The following is a 21,087-nucleotide window of genomic DNA, read 5'->3' as shown; positions in this document are numbered from 1 at the left end:
GACCCCACGGCCGGGTGCAGCGTGGCTCCATGACCACGTCCCTGACCGCCCGCGGCCCGGAGGACCTCCTCGCCGCCGTCCCCGTCGTGCTCGGCTTCCGGCCGACCGACTCGGTGGTGATGCTGACCTTCGGCGCACCGTGCACCTTCCATGCCCGGGTCGACCTGCCGCCGCCCGACGACCCCGAGGCGCTGATCGACCTCAGCGAGGCGCTGCGGGCGCCGTGCCTCCTCCATGACGTGGGGAGGGTGGCCTTCGTGCTCTATGCCGACGACGCCGACCTGTCCGCCCGGATCGGTGCCCGGCTGCGGGCCGGCTTCGCGGAGGTGGAGATCGGGGTGATCGACGTGCTGCGGGTCAGCCGGGGTCGCTGGTGGTCGGTGCCGGACGAGCCGGGTCGGAGCCCCGGGGAGGGGCTGCCCTTCGACGACACCTGCCACTGGTTCGCAGCGCAGGCGGTCTTCGACGGGCGGGTCACCCACGCCTCCCGCGACGACCTGCGGGCGACCCTCGCGCCCGACCTCGAGGCGCGGGCCCGCGTCCAGGCCCGGCTGCCCGCCGGTCCGTGTCCGGCGGTGGCAGCCGAGGAGGCCTGGCTGGTCGAAATGCTCCGGCACTGGGTCGGCTCGGGTGCCGAGCCCGACGACGAGGAGGCGGGCAGGGTCCTGCGGGCGGTCGCCGGGGTCGAGCCCCGCGACGCGGCCCTCTTCCTGGTGTCGCGGGAGACGGCTCGCGAGCACCTGCGCATCTGGTCGGGCCTGCTGCGACGCGCACCGGAGGGGCTGGTGCCGTCCGCGGCGGTGCTGGCCGCGTTCGCGGCCTGGCAGTCGGGTCACGGCGCCTTGGCGTGGTGCGCCCTCGACCGGTGTCTCGAGGTCCGGCCCGATCACCGGCTGGGGCTGGGGCTGGCCGAGTGCCTGACCCGCGCTGTGCCACCCTCGGCCTGGCATGAGGTGCCGGGGCTGTCCAGTTCGGAGTCCGACACGGGCTGACGACGGTCGACTGGCCTAGGGTTCGCTCATGGGAGAAGACGTCGACGCCCAGGAGTTCTCCCGGGCAGACCGCACTCGCTACCGCGAGAAGGTGCATCGCTGCCTCGACGTGTTCGAGCGCATGCTCAGCGAGGACCAGTTCCATACCGACAACCCGATGACGGGGCTGGAGGTGGAGCTCAACCTCGTCGACGACGCGGGGGATCCGGCACTGAAGAACGCCGAGGTGCTGACCGCGATCGCCGACCCGTCGTTCCAGACCGAGCTGGGCCAGTTCAACATCGAGATCAACGTGCCCCCGGCGGTGCTGCGCGACGGCGGCCTGCGGACCTTCGAGGCCAACCTGCGCCGGTCGCTGAACGACGCCGAGGCGAAGGCGGCCGAGGTCGGGGCGCACCAGGTGATGATCGGCGTCCTGCCGACGCTGGCGCCGGGCCACTTCGAGCCGCAGATGATGAGCGCCAACCCGCGCTACCGGCTGCTCAGCGAACAGATCCTGCACGCGCGCGGTGAGGACATCCGGATCGACATCACCGGACCCGAGCGGCTGATCACCACGGCCGACTCGATCCTGCCCGAGGCCGCCTGCACCAGCACCCAGTTCCACGTGCAGACCTCGCCCGAGCAGTTCGCGGCCTACTGGAACGCCTCGCAGGCGGTCTCGGCGGTCCAGCTCGCGGTCGGCGCCAACTCGCCGTACTGCCTGGGCAAGGAGCTGTGGCGAGAGACCCGGATCCCGTTGTTCGCGCAGGCGGCCGACACCCGCAGCGAGGAGCTGAAGGCCCAGGGGGTCCGGCCACGGGTGTGGTTCGGCGAGCGCTGGATCAACTCCGTCTTCGACCTGTTCGAGGAGAACGTCCGCTACTTCCCGGCACTGCTGCCGATCACCGCCGACGAGGACCCCGTCGCCACCCTCGAGTCCGGCACCGCGCCGCAGCTCAGTGAGCTGCGGCTGCACAACGGCACGATCTACCGCTGGAATCGCCCGGTCTACGACATCAACGACGGCACCCCGCACCTCCGCGTGGAGAACCGCGTCCTGCCGGCCGGCCCGACGGTTGCCGACCTGATCGCCAACGCGGCGTTCTACTTCGGCCTGGTCCGCCATCTCGCGGAGAGCGACCGCCCACTGTGGTCCCAGATGTCGTTCCAGGCCGCCGAGGAGAACTTCGAGACCGCGGCCGAGGACGGCATCGACGCCTCGGTCTACTGGCCGGCTCTCGGTGAGGTCAAGGCGACCGAGCTGGTCCTGCGTCGCCTGCTGCCGATGGCCCATCAGGGCCTGGCCTCGTGGGGTGTCGCGACCGAGGACAGCGACCGCCTCCTCGGGATCATCGAGCAGCGCTGTGTGAAGGGCGTCAACGGAGCCAGCTGGTTCGTGGACCGGATGCACGCGCGCAAGGGGGAGGACCGCTACGACGCCCTGCGGGCGACCCTCCGGGAGTACCGCGAGGGGATGCACAGCAACGAGCCGGTCCACACCTGGGACTGACCGTTCTCTCTGTTCACCTCAGCGCTGCCGGATCCGCTTCCACCGTCGGCCGGCGCCCGAGCGCGGGTCGGTCCAGCCGTGCCGGGTGACCACCACGAAGGTCGGCTCGCGCCGCTGCTCGGCGTGGGCGGCGAGCACGGGGGCGAGCCACGCCGCGTCGGCGTCGTGAAGGGAGACCGGACCACTCCTGGTCAGCCAGGTCAGCGCCGCCGGCTCGGGTACGGCGGCGAGCAGGGTCGCCACGATGTCGGTCCGGAGGCCGTGGTCCCAGCCCGGGTCGTCGGCCACCGCGACGGCCGGTCCACCGGGCAGCCCGAGGTGCAGCACCGGCGGGACGTGCATCCGGTGGTCGGAGACGGCCAGGTCGAGGACGGCGCGCCGCAGCAGCCGCGTCATCTCGCGGGGGAGTGGCTCGTCGAGCACGGGCACGGAGCCAGCCTGCCGCCTGTCGACCTCGCGCGGGGGCCGTCTCCACAGGGAAGCGTCCGGCGCCACCGGCGCCGCGGTGGGATAAGTTGCCCGCGTACAGCCGATGGCTTCTGTCCGGAGGCGTCCGCGTTGCATCGAGGTTCGAGTGAGGGAGACCCATGGGAGCCGTGGTCGTGGGATATGTGGCCAAGCCCGAGGGCGAGGCGGCCGTCGAGCAGGGCATCGCCGAGGCCAAGCTCCGCGGGGTCAGCCTGATCGTGGTCAACTCGCAGCGCGGCGGCCGGGAGTACGACGACGACGCGTCGCTGCGCACCGAGCACGACCTCACCAGCCTCGAGGAGAAGCTCAAGGCGTCCGGCGTCGAGCACGAGGTGCGGCACCTCGTCCGTGGCTTCGAGCCGGCCGAGGACCTGATCAGCATCGCCGAGGCCACCGACGCGGACCTGATCGTGATCGGCCTGCGACGCCGTACCCCCGTGGGCAAGCTGATCCTGGGCAGCAACGCCCAGCGGATCCTCCTCGACGCTCCCTGCCCGGTCCTGGCCGTCAAGGTCGGCTGAGCCCCGTCCCACCATGGCCATCCAGATCACCGGCGACGCCCACGCGGACCAGGTCCTCAGCGACAGCCCGTTCGCGCTGCTCGTGGGCATGATGCTCGATCAGCAGTACCCCATGGAGCATGCGTTCCGCGGGCCGGCGAAGGTGCTCGACCGCTTCGGCAGCCTCGAGCCCGCCGCGATCGCAGGGGCCGATCCCGAGCAGTTCAAGGCGGTCTGCTCCACCCCACCGGCGATCCACCGCTTCCCCGGCTCGATGGCGGGGCGACTGCAGGAGCTAGCCCGGCTGGTCGAGGTGCGGTACGACGGGCATACCGAGCGGTTGTGGACCGAAGCCACGACCGGGGCCGAGCTGCTGGCCAGGGTGATGGCGCTGCCGGGGTTCGGCAGGCAGAAGGCCCAGATCTTCACCGCACTCCTGGCCAAGCAGCTCGGCGTACGCCCCGCGGGGTGGGAGGAGGCCGTCGGCGACTACGCCCTCGAGGGCTTTCGCTCGGTGGCCGACGTGGTCGACCCGGGGTCCCTGCAGAAGGTCCGCGCGTACAAGCAGGAGAAGAAGGCGGCCGCCAGGGCCGCACAGGCCTCCGGCTGACCCGCCGACGGTCGGCCCGGACCCCGGCGGAGCAGCCCTCCCGCTTCGTGATCGTGCCCGCCCTCGTGGCAGAATGACCAGAGCGGCTCTTGACCATACCGGGCCTTGCCGCGCCCAGGTGTCCTTCACGAGAGGTGTTCGTGTCCTCGACCGCGCGTAACAAGACCACCACGACCACGGCGACGACCCCGGCCAAGGCGCCTGCCAAGAAGGCGGCGTCCACGGCGGGTTCGTCGAGCGCGGCGGCCAAGCCGCCGGCCCGGAAGGCGGCCGCGGCGAAGGCTCCGGCGGCCGGTCCCACGAGCACCGCGAAGAAGGCGGCGGCGAAGACGACGGCCCGGAAGTCCACCACCTCCGACGCGGTCGAGACCGCCGTGGTCGACCCCGCGGTGGTCGGCCCCGACGGCAAGAAGGTCCTGCCGGACATCCCGGACGAGAAGTTCGAGCAGGACGTCAAGGCCGACCCCACGATCGTCGAGGACGAGAAGGAGGCGACCTTCGTCGTCTCCGACGCCGACGACGCCGGTGAGCCCGAGCAGCAGGTCATGGTCGCCGGCGCCACCGCCGACCCGGTCAAGGACTACCTCAAGCAGATCGGCAAGGTCCCCCTCCTCAACGCCGAGATGGAGGTCGAGCTCGCCAAGCGGATCGAGGCCGGCCTGTTCAGCGAGGAGAAGCTCGCCAAGGGCGGCAAGCTGTCGGCCAAGCTCCAGGAGGAGCTGGAGTGGATCGCCGAGGACGGCCGCCGCGCGAAGAACCACCTGCTCGAGGCCAACCTGCGGCTCGTCGTCTCGCTCGCCAAGCGCTACACCGGTCGCGGCATGCTCTTCCTGGACCTGATCCAGGAGGGCAACCTCGGTCTGATCCGCGCGGTCGAGAAGTTCGACTACACCAAGGGCTACAAGTTCTCGACCTACGCCACGTGGTGGATCCGGCAGGCGATCACCCGCGCCATGGCCGACCAGGCCCGCACCATCCGGATCCCGGTGCACATGGTCGAGGTGATCAACAAGCTCGCCCGCGTCCAGCGGCAGATGCTCCAGGACCTCGGTCGGGAGCCGACCCCCGAGGAGCTCGCCAAGGAGCTCGACATGACGCCCGAGAAGGTCGTCGAGGTCCAGAAGTACGGTCGCGAGCCGATCTCGCTGCACACGCCTCTCGGTGAGGACGGCGACAGCGAGTTCGGCGACCTGATCGAGGACTCCGAGGCGATCGTCCCGGCGGATGCGGTCAGCTTCACGCTCCTCCAGGAGCAGCTGCACGCCGTGCTGGACACGCTTTCCGAGCGCGAGGCCGGCGTGGTCTCGATGCGGTTCGGCCTCACCGACGGCCAGCCCAAGACCCTCGACGAGATCGGCAAGGTGTACGGCGTGACCCGCGAGCGGATCCGCCAGATCGAGTCGAAGACCATGTCCAAGCTGCGGCACCCGAGTCGCTCGCAGGTCCTGCGCGACTACCTCGACTGAGCTAGTCGATCGCCTAGGTTCATCCATGCAGGTCAGAGGCTGATTCAGCCAAACTTCCCCCACCCCCAGGTCTACCGGGTGTTCGGCGCCAAGTGGCTCGAAGGAACGACGCGAGCCTCGTCGGCGCCTAGGAGGAGTTCCAGACTGGCGGGTCAGGTGGTGGGCGGGCTGACCAGCGGCGGTCTAGCCAGTGCCCCGTCGGCATGGCAGGCGCCATCCCCTCCCGAGTGGGAATGGAAAATCACCCCTGATGAGTCCTAGCCTGCGCCTGTGACTCGAGTTGAACGGTGGGAGCGCCGCGTCGAGGTTCCGATACTGCTGCTCGCATTGGCCTTCCTCGTGGCCTACGCCTGGCCAGTACTCGACCCGCGCCTGGACAGCACACTGCGATCCGACCTCAGCGGCATCTCTTGGGCCGTCTGGGTGGTGTTCGTTGTCGACTACGTGATTCGTGTAAGCCTCGCAACCGGTGAACGACCCTCGTACATCAAGCGGCACTGGTACGACCTCCCGCTCATCGCCCTGCCGATGCTCCGGCCCTTGCGGGTGTTGCGGGTGTTGGGCTTCGCGCGAATGGTCAACCGATCCGCTACCGGTGGTCTGGTGGAGCGCGCCTCCGTGTACGTGACGGGAGCCGCAGTCATGTCAGTTGGCTTGGGGTCGGTGGCCGTGCTCGACGCGGAGCAGAACGCGCCGGGAGCGAACATCACCAGCTTCGGAGACGCCTTGTGGTGGGCGTGCAGCACCGTCACCACGGTTGGCTACGGGGATCGTTACCCAGTGACGACAGAGGGTCGGATAATCGCCGTGGCCCTGATGATCGTCGGAATCAGCCTCCTGGGCGCAATCACAGCGTCGGTTGCAACGTGGATGGTCTCTCAGGTCCAGCGAGCCAAGGACAACGCCGTCTGACATTGAGGTGCCCGCCGAGTCCCGGGCTGGGCGGGGGCATTGGATCCAGCGCTTCGAGCCCCGCGCTCCAGCGCGTCGGTAGGCGAATCTGCTCACCCTCGGGAACGCCGGGCATCTCGACGGGGCCGGCGATGTCCTGACATCTCACTCATGCTCAAATCCGCAGGCCCTTTTCGAAACGACATGACCCGAGCCGGCAACGCAACGGCCCCACCAAGAAGCGAACAGCTCCGGCAACGACAAAACGGCAGCCTCCTTCCCCGGGGACCGCGACACGGGCTGTCCCGGATCGCCAGGCATGTGTTCTTCCCGTGCAGGGTACGAATCTGCTGCCGTATCGAGAGGAGCCTGAGATGCCCGGCAAACGAGCGACAGTGAAGAACGAGAAGCAGTACGAGGCGCTTAAGGACAAGGGGATGTCGAAGGAACGCGCCGCGAAGATCGCCAACAGTCCTGAGGCCTCCAAGCACGGGGGCCAGGCAAGCGGGTCCGGCGGTGACAGCTCACAGGGCGGCACGACGGCACAGAAGAAGAAGGCGGGCCGTAAGGGTGGCAAGGCCTCCCACGGCTGAGACCTCCACGTTCCGGTCCCATACCGGAGAGGAGATCGACGAGGGCAGCCACGCGGTGGCGCTCTGGCTCCGGCGCGCCATGCTCGCAGCGATGAGTGTGCTGGTCGCCGCCGACCTGCTCAGCCTGCTGGGCGTCCGGACAAGCACGGAGGCCGCTAGCGCCCACGGCTATTCCCTTACCGTGCACTATCCCTCTGTTGCGCGGGCCGGCTTGGATACTCCATGGCAGGTCACTGTCAGCCATCGCGGCGGCTTCGGGAAACAGCTGACTCTCGGTGTCACCGGTGACTACTTCAACATTTTCGAGACCCAGGGGTTTCACCCGAACCCCTCCGACGAGACACGGGACGGCAACACCCTGTACTTGACCTTCACTTCGCCTCCCGGCGAGACGTTCGTGGTCGACTTCGACGCCTACATCCAGCCCGCTAGCCAGCAGGGTCGCTATGCCACCGTGTCGGTGATCGACGGCGGTTCGCCCGTCGCGTCTGTGGACATCCACACCAGGCTTCTGCCATGAACCGTCGGACACGAAGGGAGCCGAGCCTGTGGAGATCGTGATCCGGGCCGCGGTGATGTTCGCGTTCCTCTGGGCCGTGACGAGGGCTGTGGGGCGCTCGACCTTGGGCGAGCTGAGCACGTTCGAGCTGCTCCTGTACGTCACGATGGGAGACCTGATCCAACAGTCCGTGACCCAGCAGGACTACTCGGTCACCTCCGGGGTGCTCACCATCTCGGTCTTCGCGCTCCTCACCGTCGCCCTCTCCTGGCTGCAGTGGAAGTTTCCGCGAACCCGGTCGGTCATCCGAGGCAAGCCCATCGTCGTGGTCCGCGACGGTCACCTCCTTCCGGTGGCCGCCCGACAGCAACGGTTCACCGAGTCCGACCTGCTCGCCAACGCCCGCCAGCAAGGCATCCGCGACCTCGCCGACATCGAGCTCGCCATCCTCGAGGCCGACGGAAAGGTCTCCTTCTTCACCGCTGCCGAATCCTCCTCAGGCGGCCCGACCTCCGGCGCCAGATCATGAGTTCCCCTCAGAACTGATCATTTCAGGTCAATCCCAGTGAGCCGAGTGGTCCGCACTGCCGCCGGCGGTCTGTTCGTAGTGTCGGGGTCACGGGACCTTCGACACTGGTTCGGGTAGCCAGTCAGGCCCGATGATGCCGCTGTGGCGTGGTTCTTCCGGGCGATCCAGAGCGTGCAGGGCACGTGGGCCTGCCACCACGGAGTCGAGGTGTTCGACGACCACGCGACCCTCGACGAGGCTCTCGCCCACCTCCGGGTCCTCGCGGGCGAGCTGCAGCCAGTGGGGCAGATCTTCATTCACACCGTGGACGGAGAGGTGCGGGCCGACTTGGGCGGCTAGTGGCTGGCGGCGCGGACGACCCTGTCGCACAACAGGCAGCGTTCCGAGGGTGGGCTGGCGCTGAACGGCAACTGCTCGAACCTGCGCATCTGGACCAAGCCGAAGCCGCAGACGGTGGCTCTGACGCCCTCGAGATAGGCGTGTTGTTTGCCGACCAGTACTTTGTCGGCGTCGCGGCTGGACCGGGGGAAGGCTGCGACGCGGTAGTAGTCGGTCATCCCCGATGGGCGCATGCCTCGAGGGCGCAGTCAGGACTGTCACGGGCAGCGCCCCGCCAGCAGGCGTGGGCGGCGGAGCGCCAGGGGCGGGACCTCCTTTTGCGTCCCCGAAGACCCCTGCCGATTGCTTGTGGACCGTAGCCCTCGCGTGCTCGGTGTTTCAGACAGCGCTGGGCCAGGGGAGATGGTGCGCCTGCCGGCTGACTGGGGTTGGTCGACGGGGCGACACCCACGATCGTTCGGAGAGCGCCGCCAGGTCGTCTACAGGTAGGAACCCGACGCTTCGGCCAGTGAGGTGCCGGGTCCAGAGTGGGCGAGAAGTGTCACCCTCACGAGGCCGGCGCCCCCTGATCGAGGGGCCAGGTCACGTTGTCGTAGTTCGCGTCGTACCAGCGGATGTAGACGCTGGCATTGACGTCTTCCCGGCCCAGGTCGCAGCGCAGCGCCTGGCTCATGGCTGTGTCGACGTCGCGGAGGTGTGGGACGCGGATGTGGATCTCGGGCGAGCCGGCAAGGCAGACCAGCCAGCAGCCGTCACTGTAGATCGCTGTAGCCGTCACCTGTGTGACCGCTGGAAGCTGCATCTCGACGATCATGGCGTCAGGCTAAGGGTTGAGGGACACCTTTGAACCAGTCTGGTCAGGCTGCTTTCAGGATGGCGACAGCTGCGTTCGCAGCAGGTGATCGCAGGGCAGGCCGGACGGCGTTGCGCCTATCGGTGCTGTCAAGTGAGGCTCAGCCATGGGAGCGTCCGTCGAGTGCAACCCACCGGAGGAGCGTCATTGAGCCTGCGAGATGCAAGGGTTGAACCGGCAGCGCCTGTGTCTGACATGACCCAGGCGAGAGAGTTCTACGAGACAAAGCTCGGGCTCTCAGACGGCCGCCCGATCGTCGACGGCGGGATCACCTACCAATGCGGCCAGAGACGTGAGATCCACACTTATCTCTCGCCCACCAGCGCCGGTAAGTCAGGCACAACGGTGGCAGCCTGGGAGGTCGTCGGCGTGGAAAGGACAGTGGACGAACTGACGGTCAACGGCGTCACCTTCTAGCACTACAACACGGACCGCCTCACATCAAAGAGACAGGGATCGCCCAGTCGGGCAACGAACGGGTGGCGTGGGTCAAAGACCCGGACGGGAACACTCACGCCATCGTCCAGCTCTGAGCCCAGGGGCGAGGGTCCCCCTGACGCGCGGCGGTGCGCTCGCTTGATCTCACCCCGAAGCCGCGCCTCCCTACACGAAATGCCTACCGAGCCGAAGCCATTCCCGGCACCGCGACTGGTGCTAGGTTCGCAACGAACTCGCATGCCGCTATCCGCGTTGCCGTCAGGGTGCCGGAGGCCATGTAGGACGCGAGGATCTGTCCCCCAGCACCCTCATCGAGCACCACTAAGCCGCGCATTGGCATGAGAGCGGCGGACAGCGGCATGGGCGGGAGTTAAGGCGGTTAGTCGCCGGTGACGCCGTCGGCGAGCTCGCGGAGGATGTCGAGGTGACCATTGTGCCTGGCGGTCTCCTCGATCAGGTGCGTGATGATGTACCGCAACGCGAACGGTTTGCCAGTGTTCTCGTCTCGGCCGACTGCTTCTGCGTCCCATTCGTGGGCGGCAATCACGTCGTCGGTGTGGGCTGCCTGCTCGGCGTACTCGTCGAGCAGCTGGGCCACGGGTTGTTGGAGTCCACGGCGCATCTGGAGCTCGGAGTCGTCGTCCGACCCTGGCCACTGGTTGTACCCGCCGAGGAAGACGACGTCGATCCAGAAGGCTTCTGACCAGCGCAGATGGCTGACCAGGCCAGCGATGCTCATGGCCGGCGAGCTCGCCAGCGGCGTCGTCACCGCATCCGACTGGGACAAGCCGACGCACTTGGCGTGCACAGTCAGGCGGACGTAGCTCAGGAGCTGGGTCACTGTGGCGCGTTCGTCGAACGTGGTGGGTACGTGGGTACGTGTGCTCAGGTCGATGGAAGTCACGGCAGCTCCTCTGAGTGCGGGGCGTTGCTGGTGACCATCAGATCAGACCCATGACGCGAGAGGGACCTCGCATTGCCACGGCAGGTCCTCGCGCTGGGTCGCCGCCGGTGGACGCAGTCACATTCACATGAGAGCGCGATCGGCGGGCGACCACCCGATATGGAGACCACGCGGCGGTCCCGGGTCCGTGGCGGAAGGTCGGGCCGCCCCACAGAGTGTCCTCACGCAACCATTCCTTCGACCACGATCGGGCCTCTGGTGTCGCGCACCGGCCCCTGGATGCGTCGCTGCCAGCCCGCTGCGACACGTCACCCCTCCAGAAGCAGCCCCTAGGCGGGGAGGTGTGTACCTGTCACGGGCTCGACGAACGGGTCCCGTCGCAGGTCTCCAGCGTCTTGATCGCCTCCCCGAAGTCGGGCTGGGCCGCGGCCTGTCCTTAACGGGCGCGGCGTGCACGGGACGCCCAGCCGCTGCAACAATCGATGAGCGAGGTTCGTCTCTCTACGCCGCTATCGGTCTGGTGGTCGGTTCGCTTCCTGTCGTCGCCTGTGGTTCGTCGAGAGCCGTGACCCCCCGCACTCTCGTGCAGCGCTGTTCGGGGGCGATCATGTGGGTCAAGGGCATGTACGAGGATCTAGGACTGTCACTGGCCGAGCTGGCGGGCGGTGTGGAGGGCCGAAACCGTGTTCTGGAGGGCTTGGAGAGAGCGGCGACGCCGTCGCGCTCCGATCCTCGAGCGACATCTGTCCAAGACGCTCTGTTGTTTGCGCGCGCTCCACCGAGACGACTCCGCATGCCGCCACCTCCACTGTTGGGACCTCATTCAAGGGAACAGCACATGGCGGATGGCGAGAAGCATGCCCCCGAACGAACCCACGGACAAGAAGAACCAGCCCTGCGCTGTCCGCAGGTAGTAGGTGTATCGGTCGGGGGCTACCGCATGCTCAACCCGATCGAGCATCGAGAAGAACCTGAAGAGATGGCGAAACTCCTCCCTCGTGTTGCGGGGAAGGAACTCAGCGTCCTTGTCGGCCTCCGCCACGGAGTCCCACATTCTCAACACCGTGCCAATAAACACAAACGTGGGAGAGGCAAGCAGGATCACGTCATGTAGAACCCTCATGCGACAACTCGACGCAACATTACGACAGCCTCCTGAGCAGGGAGCTGAACCGGATTCTCAAAATACGCAGCGAGCGATACGTGTCAACGCAACCAACGAGGATCACTCACGCTCATCGGAATGAAAGCGTTCGGCGGCGGCCCGAGCGGTCGTTGGTGAGTCTGGTTGTCTGTGGTCGGCCCGCCGGTCCCCCCGTGAGAACAACCGGCGGGCCTAGTCACCTCCGCTTGCAGGTTGCGGGCGGAGGTGAGTTCTTCTCCGCCGAGAGCGCGGTGTCAGATCCCGCTACGGAAGGCGAGCAGGTCGCAGCCGCTGCGTAGTAGGTGGGCGTGGTTGAGGCACAGTGGGAGGCCGAAGGTGAGGATCTCGAAGTCCGGCGGCGCGCCTACGTGGGGATCGATGCGGACGGTGGCGGCTCCCATGGTTGTGGCGGTTTCGAGGCAGTCGGCGACGCTGCACGGCGCGTCAGCTAATTCTCCTGGACTGAGCTGGGCGGTCATCGTCATGACGTCTCCTGCTTGAGGTGCCTGTGGAGGGTGAGGGGCGCGCTCCGTTCGGATGTATGCGTGATGTCGGGTCCGATGGTGGTCGGAGCGTGTCCCTGCGCGGCTAGGCCTCGATCGCGGCGGGTTCGGAGCTGGTGCCGACCTCGATCTTGCGTGGCTTGGCGCGTTCGGCGACCGGGATGGTGAGACTGAGCACTCCCGCGTCGTAGTTGGCCTGGATCTGGTCGAGGTCGAGGTTGTCGCCCAGGACCAGTTGCCGGCTGAAGATGCCACGGGGGCGCTCTGAGGCCAGCATCTCCCAGTCACCGTTTTGTGCGACCCGCTCTGCCCGTACCGTGAGCACGTTGCGTTCGACGTCCAGGTCGATCGAGTCGGGCGCAACACCAGGCAGGTCGAACTCGAGGCGGAACACCTCGCCCTCGCGCCAGGCGTCCATCGGCATGACGGCAGGGCGGTTGGTGGTACCCAGAGTGCCCAGGAACTGGCTGGCGAGGCGATCGAAGTCGCGGAACGGGTCCGTGGTTCGAAGAAGCATCGGTGGTCTCCTTTCTGGGTGTATCAATCGTTATAGGTTTTATGTAGCGTGAGATTCACATACTGTCAAGCCCTTCGGGACGGAGACTTGTCATGGAGCCACACCCACGTCCAGACGAGCGCGGGATGTTCCGCGATCTCCGTGGCCGCTGAACGTGCCGCCCTGCCGGTCCAGAACCTCCGCGTGTACGAGCGCCGCGGTCTGCTCGCACCGGCCCGGACGGCGGGCGGGACCCGGCTATCAGCGAAGCCGATATCATCGTGCTTCTTCGGATCGCGCAACTACTCGACGATGGCCTCAACCTCGCAGGAGTACGCCGAGTGTTGAAGCTGGAGAACGAGCTCGCACACGTGCGCGCGACGATCCGCACCAGCCCATAGCGCGGCGCTCTCATCCGATCGGCCATCCGATCGGCCGGCCAGCTCATCGGCATACCCGGCCGTTCGGCGCAGACACGTGCGACGATGCCCGCCGATGGCTCGGAGACTCGGCGGGCATCAGGTCGACGGTCAGGTGAGCCATCACACCAACTACTTAGCGCACAAAGAGTGCCGCCACGCCCCATCGGGCGGCCAACTCTTGGCGCAAGAGCCGCCTGTGAAACTTCGATCTGACGGGTGTTCCAACCATGTGACGATGCTTACGACGGAAGGTGACGTGCCCAATTGGACCGTTATGCCTGGCCCACTGGGACTAGTCCACGGTGCCAAGCCGCCCCTGTGCCGTGTGACTGCCGAGGCGGCTGGCGAGTGATATCGAAGAAGGGCGTGACCTGAATCACTCGAGTTCGATTACCACCTTGCACCCACCGGTGCACCCGGCCGGTCTGCCGATCACCGAGATGGCGAAGACACGTGGGTATCGCCCATACGCTGAGGCGGCACCACCCACTCAAATCTCGCACACATGGCGATGCCCGCCGGGTTCCCGGCGGGCATCGGGGTGAAGCAGGGTCAGCAGGTGCCGGCGCTGGCGCCGGAGCCGACCTTGTTGCACGTGTTCTTGAAAATGTTGCTCAGCACGCCACCGAATGCGAACACCATGATCACGATCAGGGCGGCGATGCCGGCGATGAGCAGGCCGTACTCGACGGCGGATGCGCCGCGCTCGTCCATTCTGGCGATGCGGGCGTTGAGAATGATGCGTAGGTAGTCGAGCATGTTGAAGGTTCCCCTCGATTGATGTCTTCGGGAACGCTTCTGTCGCTCCCCCCGCACCCAATGGTGTGCGCTGCGGCTGCAAGTGACATCGGCTGACTGGGCCTGCGGCATGACACGTCGGGACTAGAGAACCCCCGGGGGCACGCGCAAAGATGTTTGTCGGGTCTAGGCGTCTCCAGAGCTGAAGAAGGTCGAGAAGCTTCCTGCTACCGCAGTGATAACGAGGACACCCCAACCTTCAAGGGCGATATCGATGACCTTGCCCGCCGTGGTGACAGGGTTGGGGAGCGAGGACGAGATGGTGAGTAACTGGACGGCGGTGAAGAATGCGGCGTCGCCGAGTCCGGTTATGCTCCCGCCCTTCTGACCGCTTTCGGTCAGCCACACTGCCACTGTGCCGATGAGGAACACGATGAGCGAGGAGCCAGCCGCGAGCATCATTCGTGCGAGGAGGCGACGGTGGCGCTCCCGATGAGTGAACAACCGCTTCAGTTCTTCTCGGATCATTTGCGTGTCACCTTCCGATGTTTGGACTTTTCTCAGGGGAATGGCACGTGCGCCGGCCCGACGGCCGCATGGCCGCCGTAAGGGCTAGTGCAGACCGGGGATCACCGGCCACACCGCCCTTCCTCTCCACTCGCATGGCGAGGCCCGACGGAGTCCCGGGCTCCAGGGCGTCGGGCAGAGCAGGCGGGCTGGTGTCATCTGTCGTCGGCCGCGTCGTACCAGCGGATGTGGACCCGCGCATCGACCTTGTCTCGTCCCAGAGCTGTACTTGCGACGTTGGGTGGAACATCGGTTCCCGGTCGGCCACCTGGAACTGGTTCAGTCTCACCTCTCCTCCGACTAGCCAGCGCACGCACATCATCGGCATGAGAGGGCGATTGCTTGACGCATGACGAAGCCCGCGGGAGTCTCGGGTCTCTAGGGCTAGACCTGACACACCTGATCGGCCGGCACGGTGTCCAGCCGTACCTCGCCGGGTGCGGTGCGCCACTGCACGTTGATGAGCCGGACGCCGTCTTTCTCACACCAGCCTCGGAGGTCGGCAGGCCACCACATGCCATCGACCTGGACCTCAACGTCGGGTCGCTCAGCGGGACGGTAGATGTGCATGCTCGACGCTAGGCCTTGATGGGACGTGCTGGGAGTGAGGATGCGGCTGGGGCCCTTCGGACAGCAGCCAACCGGAACAAATCGGCCCACCGAACTGGCTCGGTGGGCCGCTTTGGGCCAGACGTCAGACCGGCAGGCCGGCCAGGCACGAGTCCAGCTGCGCTGTCGCATGAGCGACGCGCTGGGCCTGCGCCTTCTTGGCCTTCTTGACCTTCTTGGTCGGGTGGGCCGCGTACTTAGCCTGCAGGACCTCCCACTTCGCAGTGGCCTTGTCGACGTGGGCCTGCGCGGTGGTGCAAGTGGCGTCAGTCGAGCCATCGTCAGCGAACGCCGCCGGGACGGCGGTCACGGCGAACGAGCCGATTGCGAGGGTGGAGACGAACGCAACGGCGGTGGTGCGGAATCGGTTCATGTTCTTGTCCTTCGGGATGGGGGGTGATCCAAGGTCAAGCCTCAACTGGTACAGCGCTGGCCGTCTTGAATGCGTCACGACCGGCCGACATTCTTTACTCGGCTCATCACGAAGCCCGGCGTGGTACGGGGTGCGCCCTGCGGCTCGGCTGACGCACCGGGGGGAGGGGGTGCCCGCGAGACGTCCCTCCCGGAATGGGCCCGGAAGTCAGCAGACTAGCCTCGCCAACCCGCTGAATCTCTGTGTGAATGTGGATGCGCCCAGACAGCACCCCCGGGGCGACCCGGGCACATCCACACCGGAGTTGTACCCCCGGTAGTACCCCACGCCAGCATCCGGGAGGGGATGAGCGGCGTGTAGAACTGCCGACTGACGAGGGGGTGCGGTCCTGGGTTACGGCAAGCCCAGCACCCGACGCTTCTGGTCTAGACCGCATGAACGAAGCTCGCCGGAGTCTCGGTCTCCAGCGGGCATGGGGTCGAAGCGAAAGGTTCGAGAGTGGACGCGTCCTTAGCTCCCCCCGGCGCCTTGGGCGCGTCCACACCGGAGATCAAATCCCCCGGCAGGAGCCGTGTACCCGCTACCAAAAACCGCCACAGGCCGTCAGCCCCTCTTTAGGAGATCTAAATTTACTGTTGTTATGACGCTGGGAAGCCAAGCGTGGTCGCGCCCCGCGGGGCTCTGACCTAGCGGGGCGCTGGAGCGTCATTCTGTCGTCCATTCGGCAGATATGACGCGCGTGTCGCGTATCGTATTCTCGCGACAGCGGGCGGTTCCAGACCCAGTCGGGCCACGGGTTGCGGGCGTGCGACGAGCCCGGGCGGCCGCACCACGGCCAGACTCGTACCGGCAGAAAGCGTCCGACCATCATCGGATGCCCAACTACCGTGTCGCCGCCTTCTCCAGCAGGCTCGGCCGTGAAGTCGGCGCGAGTCCCGAAGGGAAACAGCACGCCTACCGAGAGGACGCCAAGGACACCGTGTGCGGCTTCGGGCTAGCCGGGATGCCACGGTTCAATCAACTGCCTTTCAGCGACAGCCCGACCGAAGCTCGGTGCCCCATGTGCGAGCGCCTCATCCGAGCCGCCAGCCGCTAAACGTCCACGTCACGGACCAGACCTTCTCGGTGATGGATGAAGAGCTGCCCAGCAGACCCCTGGCCAGCGGCCAGCACCCTGAGGTGCTCCAAGGCCTCCTCGAGGCTCTCGTGGTCGTCGAACACGCGCACGCCGTGGCGGCACTCCCATCGGCCCTGTGCTGTCTCGATCGCTCGGAAGAACCACGGCATCTCGACATCGTCAGCCGCGACGAGCGAGCGGTGCAGTGCCGAAAGTCCCTGGATGACGACGACTGAGCCAAGGTCGACGGCCGACAACGTGGGCGCACGACAAAGACCCGCTGGAGCCTCGAACTCTCCAACGGGTCTTGTTTCCCGCCACCCGAACAGTTGCAGCATGTGCCCGCGAACTGGTCGTGTGCCGGAGGCTCGTGTGGCCCCGGACCGCTGTTGGCGCGACGAGCAGAGGACAAGCACGCATCCGCATCCCTCTTGTTCGTGGTGGACACCCAGTGCAGCCGTCGTTGTGGCCGTCAGTAGACAACCGCGTGCAGGTTGGGCCTCACAGCCCGAATGCTGTGCGCAGCCGCGCCGTGGCCTTGTGGTGCAGCCGAACGCCGAGAACGTGCTCGTAGTAGCCGGTGATGGCGTACTGGCTCAGGCGGGTGGTCACGACTCGATGTGTGCGCGCGAGGGCCGCATTCAGGACGACGGTGTAGACATGGTTGGTCGTTGTGGAGCGGTCATCCTCGTCGAAGGTGACGATCACCGTGAGCCGACCCGATGTGAAGTCCGAGGACGCGAGGACTGTTGGTAGCCGGGCCTTGAGCCAGCGGTCGGCTGTCGCCAGGGTGCCGTTATGGGCATCGTTGCCCTGGTTGGGAACCAGCATCCCGGCGTTCGGCAAGGCGTTGGCTTTGGCGTCGGTGAGGAACGAGGTATCCGGGACGTCGTACTTGCGGCACGACTTCTTCTCGGCACCGAAGTACACCCACGGGTTGTGCTTGGGCGCGTAGCCGCCGCCGGAGGCGCCCGAGCAGGGGGCCGACATGGACTCCGCGTAGACCTTGGCGGTCTTGCCGGCCGCCAGGGCCTGCCCGAACACCGATTGGTGTGACCCGATCTTCGGCGACGGGATCGCCTCGGTGTCGGTGGTGACCCCGAATGTCGAGCCACCGGCGATAGCGATGTAGTTCGGGAGCGACGGATGCGTGACAGCATGGAAGTGCGTGCTGTACGCGTAGCGGTTGGCGAGCCTCGCCAGATAGGGCATCCCGGCGCGAGCCTCGGCGTAGGAGTGGTTCTCCTCCATGATGGTGAGGACCTTGGTGGGCGTCACCGCCGCGCCTGAGGCGGACGGAACCGGGAGAGCAGCCAGAGCAGCCAGAGCAGCCAGCGCTGTCAGCGCTGCCAGAGCTGGAGGGTGGACCCTCGTGTGCGTCCTTGCGATGGTGCTCGTGCCTTCCCGTGTGTGGTGGCTTCGCGGGGGCGCCGAGCTCGCTCTCCACTGAAGCCTCTGACGTTCGGGCGATCCAGTCAACGTCCCACGGAACTCGATCGCGATCTGGCCGAACTCTGACCCGGCTCGCGAGCGTGAGCGACGGACACCACGCGGCCCCGGAAAGTCCTTAGATGCGGCGGCTGAATTGCGCAGCAATGTGCCGTGCTACCACAGCGGTAACGTTCTGGGATGGGCTTTGACGTCGTCGTTGTGGGAGGGGGTGCGGCGGGTTGTGTGTTGGCGGCTCGGCTCAGCGAAGACACGGGCCGAACGGTGCTGTTGGTCGAGGCGGGCCCCGATCACCCGGACCCGCGGACACTCCCACCTGATGTCATGGACGCCTCGGAACCTACCGTTGGCCACGACTGGGGTTATCTCGCTGACGCTGAGCTCGACCGCGGGATCGCGCTGCCAAGGGCTCGGATCATGGGTGGGTGTTCGGCCACGAACGCGTGCTTTGCACTTCGTGGTGCGACGCAGGACTATGACGGCTGGGCGGCGCTGGGTGTCCCGGGATGGGGGTTCGCCGACGTACTGGATGACTTCCGTCGCCTGGAGAGTGACGAGGACTTCCACGATCGGTGGCATGGTTCGGACGGTCCGGTCCCCATCCGCCGTTACTCCCGCGATGAGTTGAACGCCGTCCAGGCCGCGTTCCTCGACGGAGCGGTCAGCCTTGGTCATACCGAAGTCGAGGACCACAACCGACCCGGTGCGGTCGGGGCCGGAGCAACGCCACGCAACGCGCGCGACGGCACCCGGATGAGCGCCGCTGTCACTTATCTCGCCGAGGCGCGATCTCGCAAGAACCTCACGATCCTGCCCGACACCGTGGTGGCCCAGGTCGAGTGCGCGGGGACGAGGGCCATCGGGGTTCGTCTCCTCGATGGAACGGTGGTCGATGCGGATCGCGTGGCCCTCACGGCGGGGGCCTACGCCAGTCCCATGATCCTGGCCCGTTCCGGGATCGGGCCCGCAGACCAGTTGGGTGCATTAGGCATCGCGCCGGTGATAGACCTCCCTGGGGTCGGGTCGAACCTCGCCGACCACCCATTGCTCTCCGTCGATCTGCCCACCCGATCCGCTCAGGCCCTGAGCCGGTTCCAGGTGCACATGACATTCCATTCAGACCGCGCTGACCAGACCGGTCCCGCCGACCTGCTGATGTTCGCGGCCGGCCCGTTCGACGCCGGCGTCGACGCGAACGCAAGGGCCGGTGTGTTCGGACTTGTCTCAGGGGTGATGTCGCCACGATCGCGTGGCTGGGTCCGTCTGGCCTCCACGGACCCCGGGGCCCCTCCCCATATCCATCTGGCTCACCTGACCGACCCCGATGACCTCGAGCGCATGGTCGACGCGGTCACCCACGCGCGACGGCTGGCGCACAGCGAACCCATGGCGGCGATCACCACCGGCTCCGAGCTCGCGCCGGGACCGACCTGCCCGACCAATGACCGCGACGCCCTCGCGACCTGGGCCCGCACGGCCGTCTCGACCTTCCACCACCCTGTGGGCACCTGCACCATGGGTCCTGACCCCGCCCGGGGAGCGGTGTGCGACTCGCACGGTTCGGTCTATGGGACAGAGGCCCTCACCGTCGCCGACGCCTCCATCATGCCCACGATCCCCACCGCAACCACGAACCTCCCGACCATGATGGTGGCCGAGCACATCGCCCGCGCCCTCCTCAGCAGATAACCCCCGCCAAACAAACGCACGACCCCCTCGCGCCGGCGACGCGGCTTCGGAGGTCGCGCCGAGCCCGGCGGAGTGACGCAGGTGCTCACGCGGCTTGCCGTAGTACCTTCGCCGTTGCGCAGGTCGGCGCAACTGGGTGGGCGGAGGACTGAACCCCCCGTCGTGAGCGCGCGTGTGGTCGGGTCAGCGTGACCACCTGCTTGTGGCGATCGCCTGAGTCGTTAACCGTCGTTCGGTGGTCCGTTGGGCCTTGTCAGTGTGTTCCTCCGCGAGGACAGTGCGCGTATGGCAAAGATCGCCCGTGACCAGCTCGACTCATTCCTTCATGACGGCGATCAGGCGATCTGGTCCACCGCTGCCTTGGTGGTGGCCCTTCAAGCGGTGGCGTCGGAGACCCATCAGGCGGCCGCACTGGCCGTGCTCAGCGCGAGCGGCCTCGATGGGGTGACGGGCCTGGGCGACCGTGACGGGCTGGCGTCGCAGGCCGCTGCGCCGATCCATCAGGTCGGTGCTTTGCTTCGAGGAGAGGGACATATGTGGACTACGCAGTCCGACGAGGCTCTCCTTGCTCAGGGCCGGGCCAGCGCTCAAGGCGCCGCAGGTTTCGCCCAGTTCGGCTTGCCGATGTTGACGGGGCTTCAAGAGGCCTTCGCGACCGGCGCTCGAATGCTCGACGTTGGCACGGGAGTGGCCGCGATGGCGGTGGCCTATGCCGAGCTCTTTCCCGGACTCACGGTTGTCGGGATCGACGTGATGCCCCGGGTGCTCGCCATGGCAGAACGGACGGTGGCCGAGAGTTCGGTCAGCGACCGGATCATCTTGCGCGAGCAGGACGTGAGCTCTCTGGACGACCCTGAGACCTATGTCTTGGCGTGGCTGCCGGCCCCGTTCATCCCTGAGGCGGCGCTCGGACCCGGCGTGCTGCGTGTCGTTGATGCCCTTCAGCCGGGCGGTTGGCTGATGCTCGGACACGGAAAGTACGGAGGCTCCGTCATGAACGACGCCATCGGCAGGTTCAAGACCGTCACCTACGGGGGCACCGCGCTCAGCGACGAACAGGCCGAGGAGATGCTCCGCTCCGCTGGACTGCTCGAGGTGCGAACGGTTCCGACCCCTGAGGGTGCGCCGGCCATCACCGTCGGACGCAAACCCACGCGTGCATAGCTATCGTCGGCGCACTGGCGATGTGCAGCGGATGTCGTCCGTCGAGTGATTCCCGATCCTCAGCACCACGAGCATGGCAACGCGCCGACAGGCGGCGGATTGACGCGGCTCGGGTCGAGCGCCCACAACTGGTTCAAACCGATCGCATTCGAATCAGTTCGCCGGCCGCGATGCAATGATCATTGACGACGAATCTGGCGTTGGCTTCGAGTTCGAGTTGAGTGTCGTCGAGACCTCCGGCT

At 66.9% G+C, this 21,087-nt stretch carries 26 protein-coding genes; 15 read left to right on the top strand and 11 right to left on the bottom strand.

Annotated features, from left to right (window positions below):
* Positions 1-29: 29 nt before the first annotated feature.
* Together E3N83_RS06965 and E3N83_RS06960 are read left to right on the top strand one after the other, a co-directional pair.
* Positions 30-992 (top strand): DUF4192 domain-containing protein, encoded by a 963-nt coding sequence (locus tag E3N83_RS06965; RefSeq protein ID WP_151082605.1) that lies wholly within the window; start codon positions 30-32, stop codon positions 990-992.
* Between the two features lie 28 nt (positions 993-1,020).
* Positions 1,021-2,484: a glutamate-cysteine ligase family protein gene (locus E3N83_RS06960; protein WP_151082604.1), complete on the top strand. Its 1,464-nt coding sequence runs from the start codon at positions 1,021-1,023 to the stop codon at positions 2,482-2,484.
* Between the two features lie 18 nt (positions 2,485-2,502).
* Here E3N83_RS06960 and E3N83_RS06955 read toward each other — a convergent pair whose 3' ends face one another.
* Entirely contained in the window at positions 2,503-2,913 is a 411-nt protein-coding gene (locus tag E3N83_RS06955) for a hypothetical protein (RefSeq protein WP_238343104.1), read from the bottom strand.
* Between the two features lie 158 nt (positions 2,914-3,071).
* On the opposite strand from E3N83_RS06955, the gene E3N83_RS06950 reads away from it, so the two are divergent.
* The 8 genes from E3N83_RS06950 to E3N83_RS06915 all read left to right on the top strand — a co-directional run bounded on the left by E3N83_RS06950 (position 3,072) and on the right by E3N83_RS06915 (position 8,379).
* A complete protein-coding gene (locus E3N83_RS06950) occupies positions 3,072-3,473 on the top strand; it encodes a universal stress protein (RefSeq protein ID WP_151082603.1) in 402 nt (133 codons plus the stop codon).
* A gap of 13 nt (positions 3,474-3,486) precedes the next feature.
* Positions 3,487-4,062, top strand: coding sequence for an HhH-GPD-type base excision DNA repair protein (locus E3N83_RS06945; RefSeq protein ID WP_151082602.1), 576 nt, complete (start codon positions 3,487-3,489; stop codon positions 4,060-4,062).
* 134 nt (positions 4,063-4,196) lie between these two features.
* Positions 4,197-5,528 carry an RNA polymerase sigma factor gene (locus E3N83_RS06940; protein ID WP_202879340.1) on the top strand — a complete coding sequence of 444 codons (1,332 nt, stop codon included), beginning with the start codon at positions 4,197-4,199 and terminating at the stop codon, positions 5,526-5,528.
* Positions 5,529-5,798: 270 nt separating this feature from the next.
* Positions 5,799-6,440, top strand: coding sequence for a potassium channel family protein (locus E3N83_RS06935; protein WP_151082601.1), 642 nt, complete (start codon positions 5,799-5,801; stop codon positions 6,438-6,440).
* A gap of 374 nt (positions 6,441-6,814) precedes the next feature.
* Entirely contained in the window at positions 6,815-7,012 is a 198-nt protein-coding gene (locus E3N83_RS06930) for a DUF7218 family protein (protein ID WP_238343102.1), read from the top strand.
* A 91-nt stretch (positions 7,013-7,103) separates the two neighbouring features.
* Positions 7,104-7,532, top strand: a complete 429-nt coding sequence (locus E3N83_RS06925; RefSeq protein WP_238343101.1) for a hypothetical protein — start codon at positions 7,104-7,106, stop codon at positions 7,530-7,532.
* A gap of 28 nt (positions 7,533-7,560) precedes the next feature.
* Positions 7,561-8,040, top strand: a complete 480-nt coding sequence (locus E3N83_RS06920; RefSeq protein ID WP_151082599.1) for a DUF421 domain-containing protein — start codon at positions 7,561-7,563, stop codon at positions 8,038-8,040.
* A 141-nt stretch (positions 8,041-8,181) separates the two neighbouring features.
* Positions 8,182-8,379 carry a hypothetical protein gene (locus tag E3N83_RS06915; protein ID WP_151082598.1) on the top strand — a complete coding sequence of 66 codons (198 nt, stop codon included), beginning with the start codon at positions 8,182-8,184 and terminating at the stop codon, positions 8,377-8,379.
* On the opposite strand, the gene E3N83_RS06910 is transcribed toward E3N83_RS06915, so the two are convergent.
* The gene (locus E3N83_RS06910; protein ID WP_151082597.1) at positions 8,376-8,597 is read right to left on the bottom strand and encodes a hypothetical protein; all 222 of its coding nucleotides are present in this window, start codon (positions 8,595-8,597) and stop codon (positions 8,376-8,378) included. The two genes, E3N83_RS06915 and E3N83_RS06910, sit on opposite strands and share 4 nt — an antisense overlap.
* Positions 8,598-8,926: 329 nt before the next feature.
* Positions 8,927-9,193, bottom strand: a complete 267-nt coding sequence (locus tag E3N83_RS06905; RefSeq protein WP_151082596.1) for a hypothetical protein — start codon at positions 9,191-9,193, stop codon at positions 8,927-8,929.
* Between the two features lie 225 nt (positions 9,194-9,418).
* Here E3N83_RS06905 and E3N83_RS06900 point away from each other — a divergent pair, with 225 nt between their 5' ends.
* Positions 9,419-9,649, top strand: a complete 231-nt coding sequence (locus E3N83_RS06900) for a VOC family protein (protein ID WP_151082595.1) — start codon at positions 9,419-9,421, stop codon at positions 9,647-9,649.
* 400 nt (positions 9,650-10,049) lie between these two features.
* Here the strand turns inward: E3N83_RS06900 and E3N83_RS06895 are convergent, their stop codons facing one another.
* The 4 genes from E3N83_RS06895 to E3N83_RS06880 all read right to left on the bottom strand — a co-directional run bounded on the left by E3N83_RS06895 (position 10,050) and on the right by E3N83_RS06880 (position 12,738).
* Positions 10,050-10,511 (bottom strand): DinB family protein, encoded by a 462-nt coding sequence (locus tag E3N83_RS06895; RefSeq protein ID WP_202879406.1) that lies wholly within the window; start codon positions 10,509-10,511, stop codon positions 10,050-10,052.
* Between the two features lie 886 nt (positions 10,512-11,397).
* The gene (locus tag E3N83_RS06890) at positions 11,398-11,679 is read right to left on the bottom strand and encodes a hypothetical protein (protein ID WP_151082594.1); all 282 of its coding nucleotides are present in this window, start codon (positions 11,677-11,679) and stop codon (positions 11,398-11,400) included.
* A gap of 293 nt (positions 11,680-11,972) precedes the next feature.
* Entirely contained in the window at positions 11,973-12,203 is a 231-nt protein-coding gene (locus tag E3N83_RS06885; protein WP_151082593.1) for a hypothetical protein, read from the bottom strand.
* Between the two features lie 103 nt (positions 12,204-12,306).
* Positions 12,307-12,738, bottom strand: a complete 432-nt coding sequence (locus tag E3N83_RS06880) for an Hsp20/alpha crystallin family protein (RefSeq protein WP_151082592.1) — start codon at positions 12,736-12,738, stop codon at positions 12,307-12,309.
* Positions 12,739-12,786: 48 nt separating this feature from the next.
* Here E3N83_RS06880 and E3N83_RS20295 point away from each other — a divergent pair, with 48 nt between their 5' ends.
* Positions 12,787-13,065 carry a MerR family DNA-binding transcriptional regulator gene (locus tag E3N83_RS20295; RefSeq protein ID WP_337692372.1) on the top strand — a complete coding sequence of 93 codons (279 nt, stop codon included), beginning with the start codon at positions 12,787-12,789 and terminating at the stop codon, positions 13,063-13,065.
* Positions 13,066-13,691: 626 nt separating this feature from the next.
* On the opposite strand, the gene E3N83_RS06870 is transcribed toward E3N83_RS20295, so the two are convergent.
* The 3 genes from E3N83_RS06870 to E3N83_RS06860 form a co-directional block, all read right to left on the bottom strand.
* On the bottom strand, positions 13,692-13,898 hold the full coding sequence (locus tag E3N83_RS06870; RefSeq protein WP_151082591.1) for a Flp family type IVb pilin: 207 nt from the start codon (positions 13,896-13,898) through the stop codon (positions 13,692-13,694).
* A gap of 165 nt (positions 13,899-14,063) precedes the next feature.
* A complete protein-coding gene (locus tag E3N83_RS06865) occupies positions 14,064-14,405 on the bottom strand; it encodes a hypothetical protein (RefSeq protein ID WP_151082590.1) in 342 nt (113 codons plus the stop codon).
* 733 nt (positions 14,406-15,138) lie between these two features.
* The gene (locus E3N83_RS06860) at positions 15,139-15,426 is read right to left on the bottom strand and encodes a hypothetical protein (protein WP_151082589.1); all 288 of its coding nucleotides are present in this window, start codon (positions 15,424-15,426) and stop codon (positions 15,139-15,141) included.
* A 1,128-nt stretch (positions 15,427-16,554) separates the two neighbouring features.
* Between E3N83_RS06860 and E3N83_RS06855 the strand changes: the two genes are divergently transcribed.
* Positions 16,555-16,779: a hypothetical protein gene (locus E3N83_RS06855; protein ID WP_151082588.1), complete on the top strand. Its 225-nt coding sequence runs from the start codon at positions 16,555-16,557 to the stop codon at positions 16,777-16,779.
* Between the two features lie 265 nt (positions 16,780-17,044).
* Here E3N83_RS06855 and E3N83_RS06850 read toward each other — a convergent pair whose 3' ends face one another.
* Positions 17,045-17,821: an alkaline phosphatase family protein gene (locus E3N83_RS06850; RefSeq protein ID WP_151082587.1), complete on the bottom strand. Its 777-nt coding sequence runs from the start codon at positions 17,819-17,821 to the stop codon at positions 17,045-17,047.
* A gap of 351 nt (positions 17,822-18,172) precedes the next feature.
* On the opposite strand from E3N83_RS06850, the gene E3N83_RS06845 reads away from it, so the two are divergent.
* Both E3N83_RS06845 and E3N83_RS06840 read left to right on the top strand, forming a co-directional pair.
* Complete coding sequence (locus E3N83_RS06845; RefSeq protein ID WP_151082586.1) at positions 18,173-19,681, top strand: GMC family oxidoreductase; 1,509 nt, start codon at positions 18,173-18,175, stop codon at positions 19,679-19,681.
* 285 nt (positions 19,682-19,966) lie between these two features.
* Positions 19,967-20,845, top strand: coding sequence for an SAM-dependent methyltransferase (locus tag E3N83_RS06840; RefSeq protein WP_151082585.1), 879 nt, complete (start codon positions 19,967-19,969; stop codon positions 20,843-20,845).
* The last annotated feature ends 242 nt before the right edge of the window (positions 20,846-21,087 follow it).

It is taken from the genome of Nocardioides cynanchi (genome assembly GCF_008761635.1).
Classification (GTDB): domain Bacteria; phylum Actinomycetota; class Actinomycetes; order Propionibacteriales; family Nocardioidaceae; genus Nocardioides; species Nocardioides cynanchi.
This window is presented reverse-complemented; position numbering and strand designations above follow the sequence as displayed.

What these genes read in the sequence shown, in the direction of transcription:
- E3N83_RS06965 (WP_151082605.1), top strand. Translation starts at nt 30, where the DNA reads ATGACCACGTCCCTGACCGCCCGCGGCCCGGAGGACCTCCTCGCCGCC.
- E3N83_RS06960 (WP_151082604.1), top strand. Translation starts at nt 1,021, where the DNA reads ATGGGAGAAGACGTCGACGCCCAGGAGTTCTCCCGGGCAGACCGCACT.
- E3N83_RS06950 (WP_151082603.1), top strand. Translation starts at nt 3,072, where the DNA reads ATGGGAGCCGTGGTCGTGGGATATGTGGCCAAGCCCGAGGGCGAGGCG.
- E3N83_RS06945 (WP_151082602.1), top strand. Translation starts at nt 3,487, where the DNA reads ATGGCCATCCAGATCACCGGCGACGCCCACGCGGACCAGGTCCTCAGC.
- E3N83_RS06925 (WP_238343101.1), top strand. Translation starts at nt 7,104, where the DNA reads ATGAGTGTGCTGGTCGCCGCCGACCTGCTCAGCCTGCTGGGCGTCCGG.
- E3N83_RS06910 (WP_151082597.1), bottom strand. Translation starts at nt 8,597, where the DNA reads ATGACCGACTACTACCGCGTCGCAGCCTTCCCCCGGTCCAGCCGCGAC.
- E3N83_RS06905 (WP_151082596.1), bottom strand. Translation starts at nt 9,193, where the DNA reads ATGATCGTCGAGATGCAGCTTCCAGCGGTCACACAGGTGACGGCTACA.
- E3N83_RS06885 (WP_151082593.1), bottom strand. Translation starts at nt 12,203, where the DNA reads ATGACGATGACCGCCCAGCTCAGTCCAGGAGAATTAGCTGACGCGCCG.
- E3N83_RS06880 (WP_151082592.1), bottom strand. Translation starts at nt 12,738, where the DNA reads ATGCTTCTTCGAACCACGGACCCGTTCCGCGACTTCGATCGCCTCGCC.
- E3N83_RS06870 (WP_151082591.1), bottom strand. Translation starts at nt 13,898, where the DNA reads ATGCTCGACTACCTACGCATCATTCTCAACGCCCGCATCGCCAGAATG.
- E3N83_RS06865 (WP_151082590.1), bottom strand. Translation starts at nt 14,405, where the DNA reads ATGATCCGAGAAGAACTGAAGCGGTTGTTCACTCATCGGGAGCGCCAC.
- E3N83_RS06860 (WP_151082589.1), bottom strand. Translation starts at nt 15,426, where the DNA reads ATGAACCGATTCCGCACCACCGCCGTTGCGTTCGTCTCCACCCTCGCA.
- E3N83_RS06855 (WP_151082588.1), top strand. Translation starts at nt 16,555, where the DNA reads ATGGATGAAGAGCTGCCCAGCAGACCCCTGGCCAGCGGCCAGCACCCT.
- E3N83_RS06845 (WP_151082586.1), top strand. Translation starts at nt 18,173, where the DNA reads ATGGGCTTTGACGTCGTCGTTGTGGGAGGGGGTGCGGCGGGTTGTGTG.
- E3N83_RS06840 (WP_151082585.1), top strand. Translation starts at nt 19,967, where the DNA reads ATGGCAAAGATCGCCCGTGACCAGCTCGACTCATTCCTTCATGACGGC.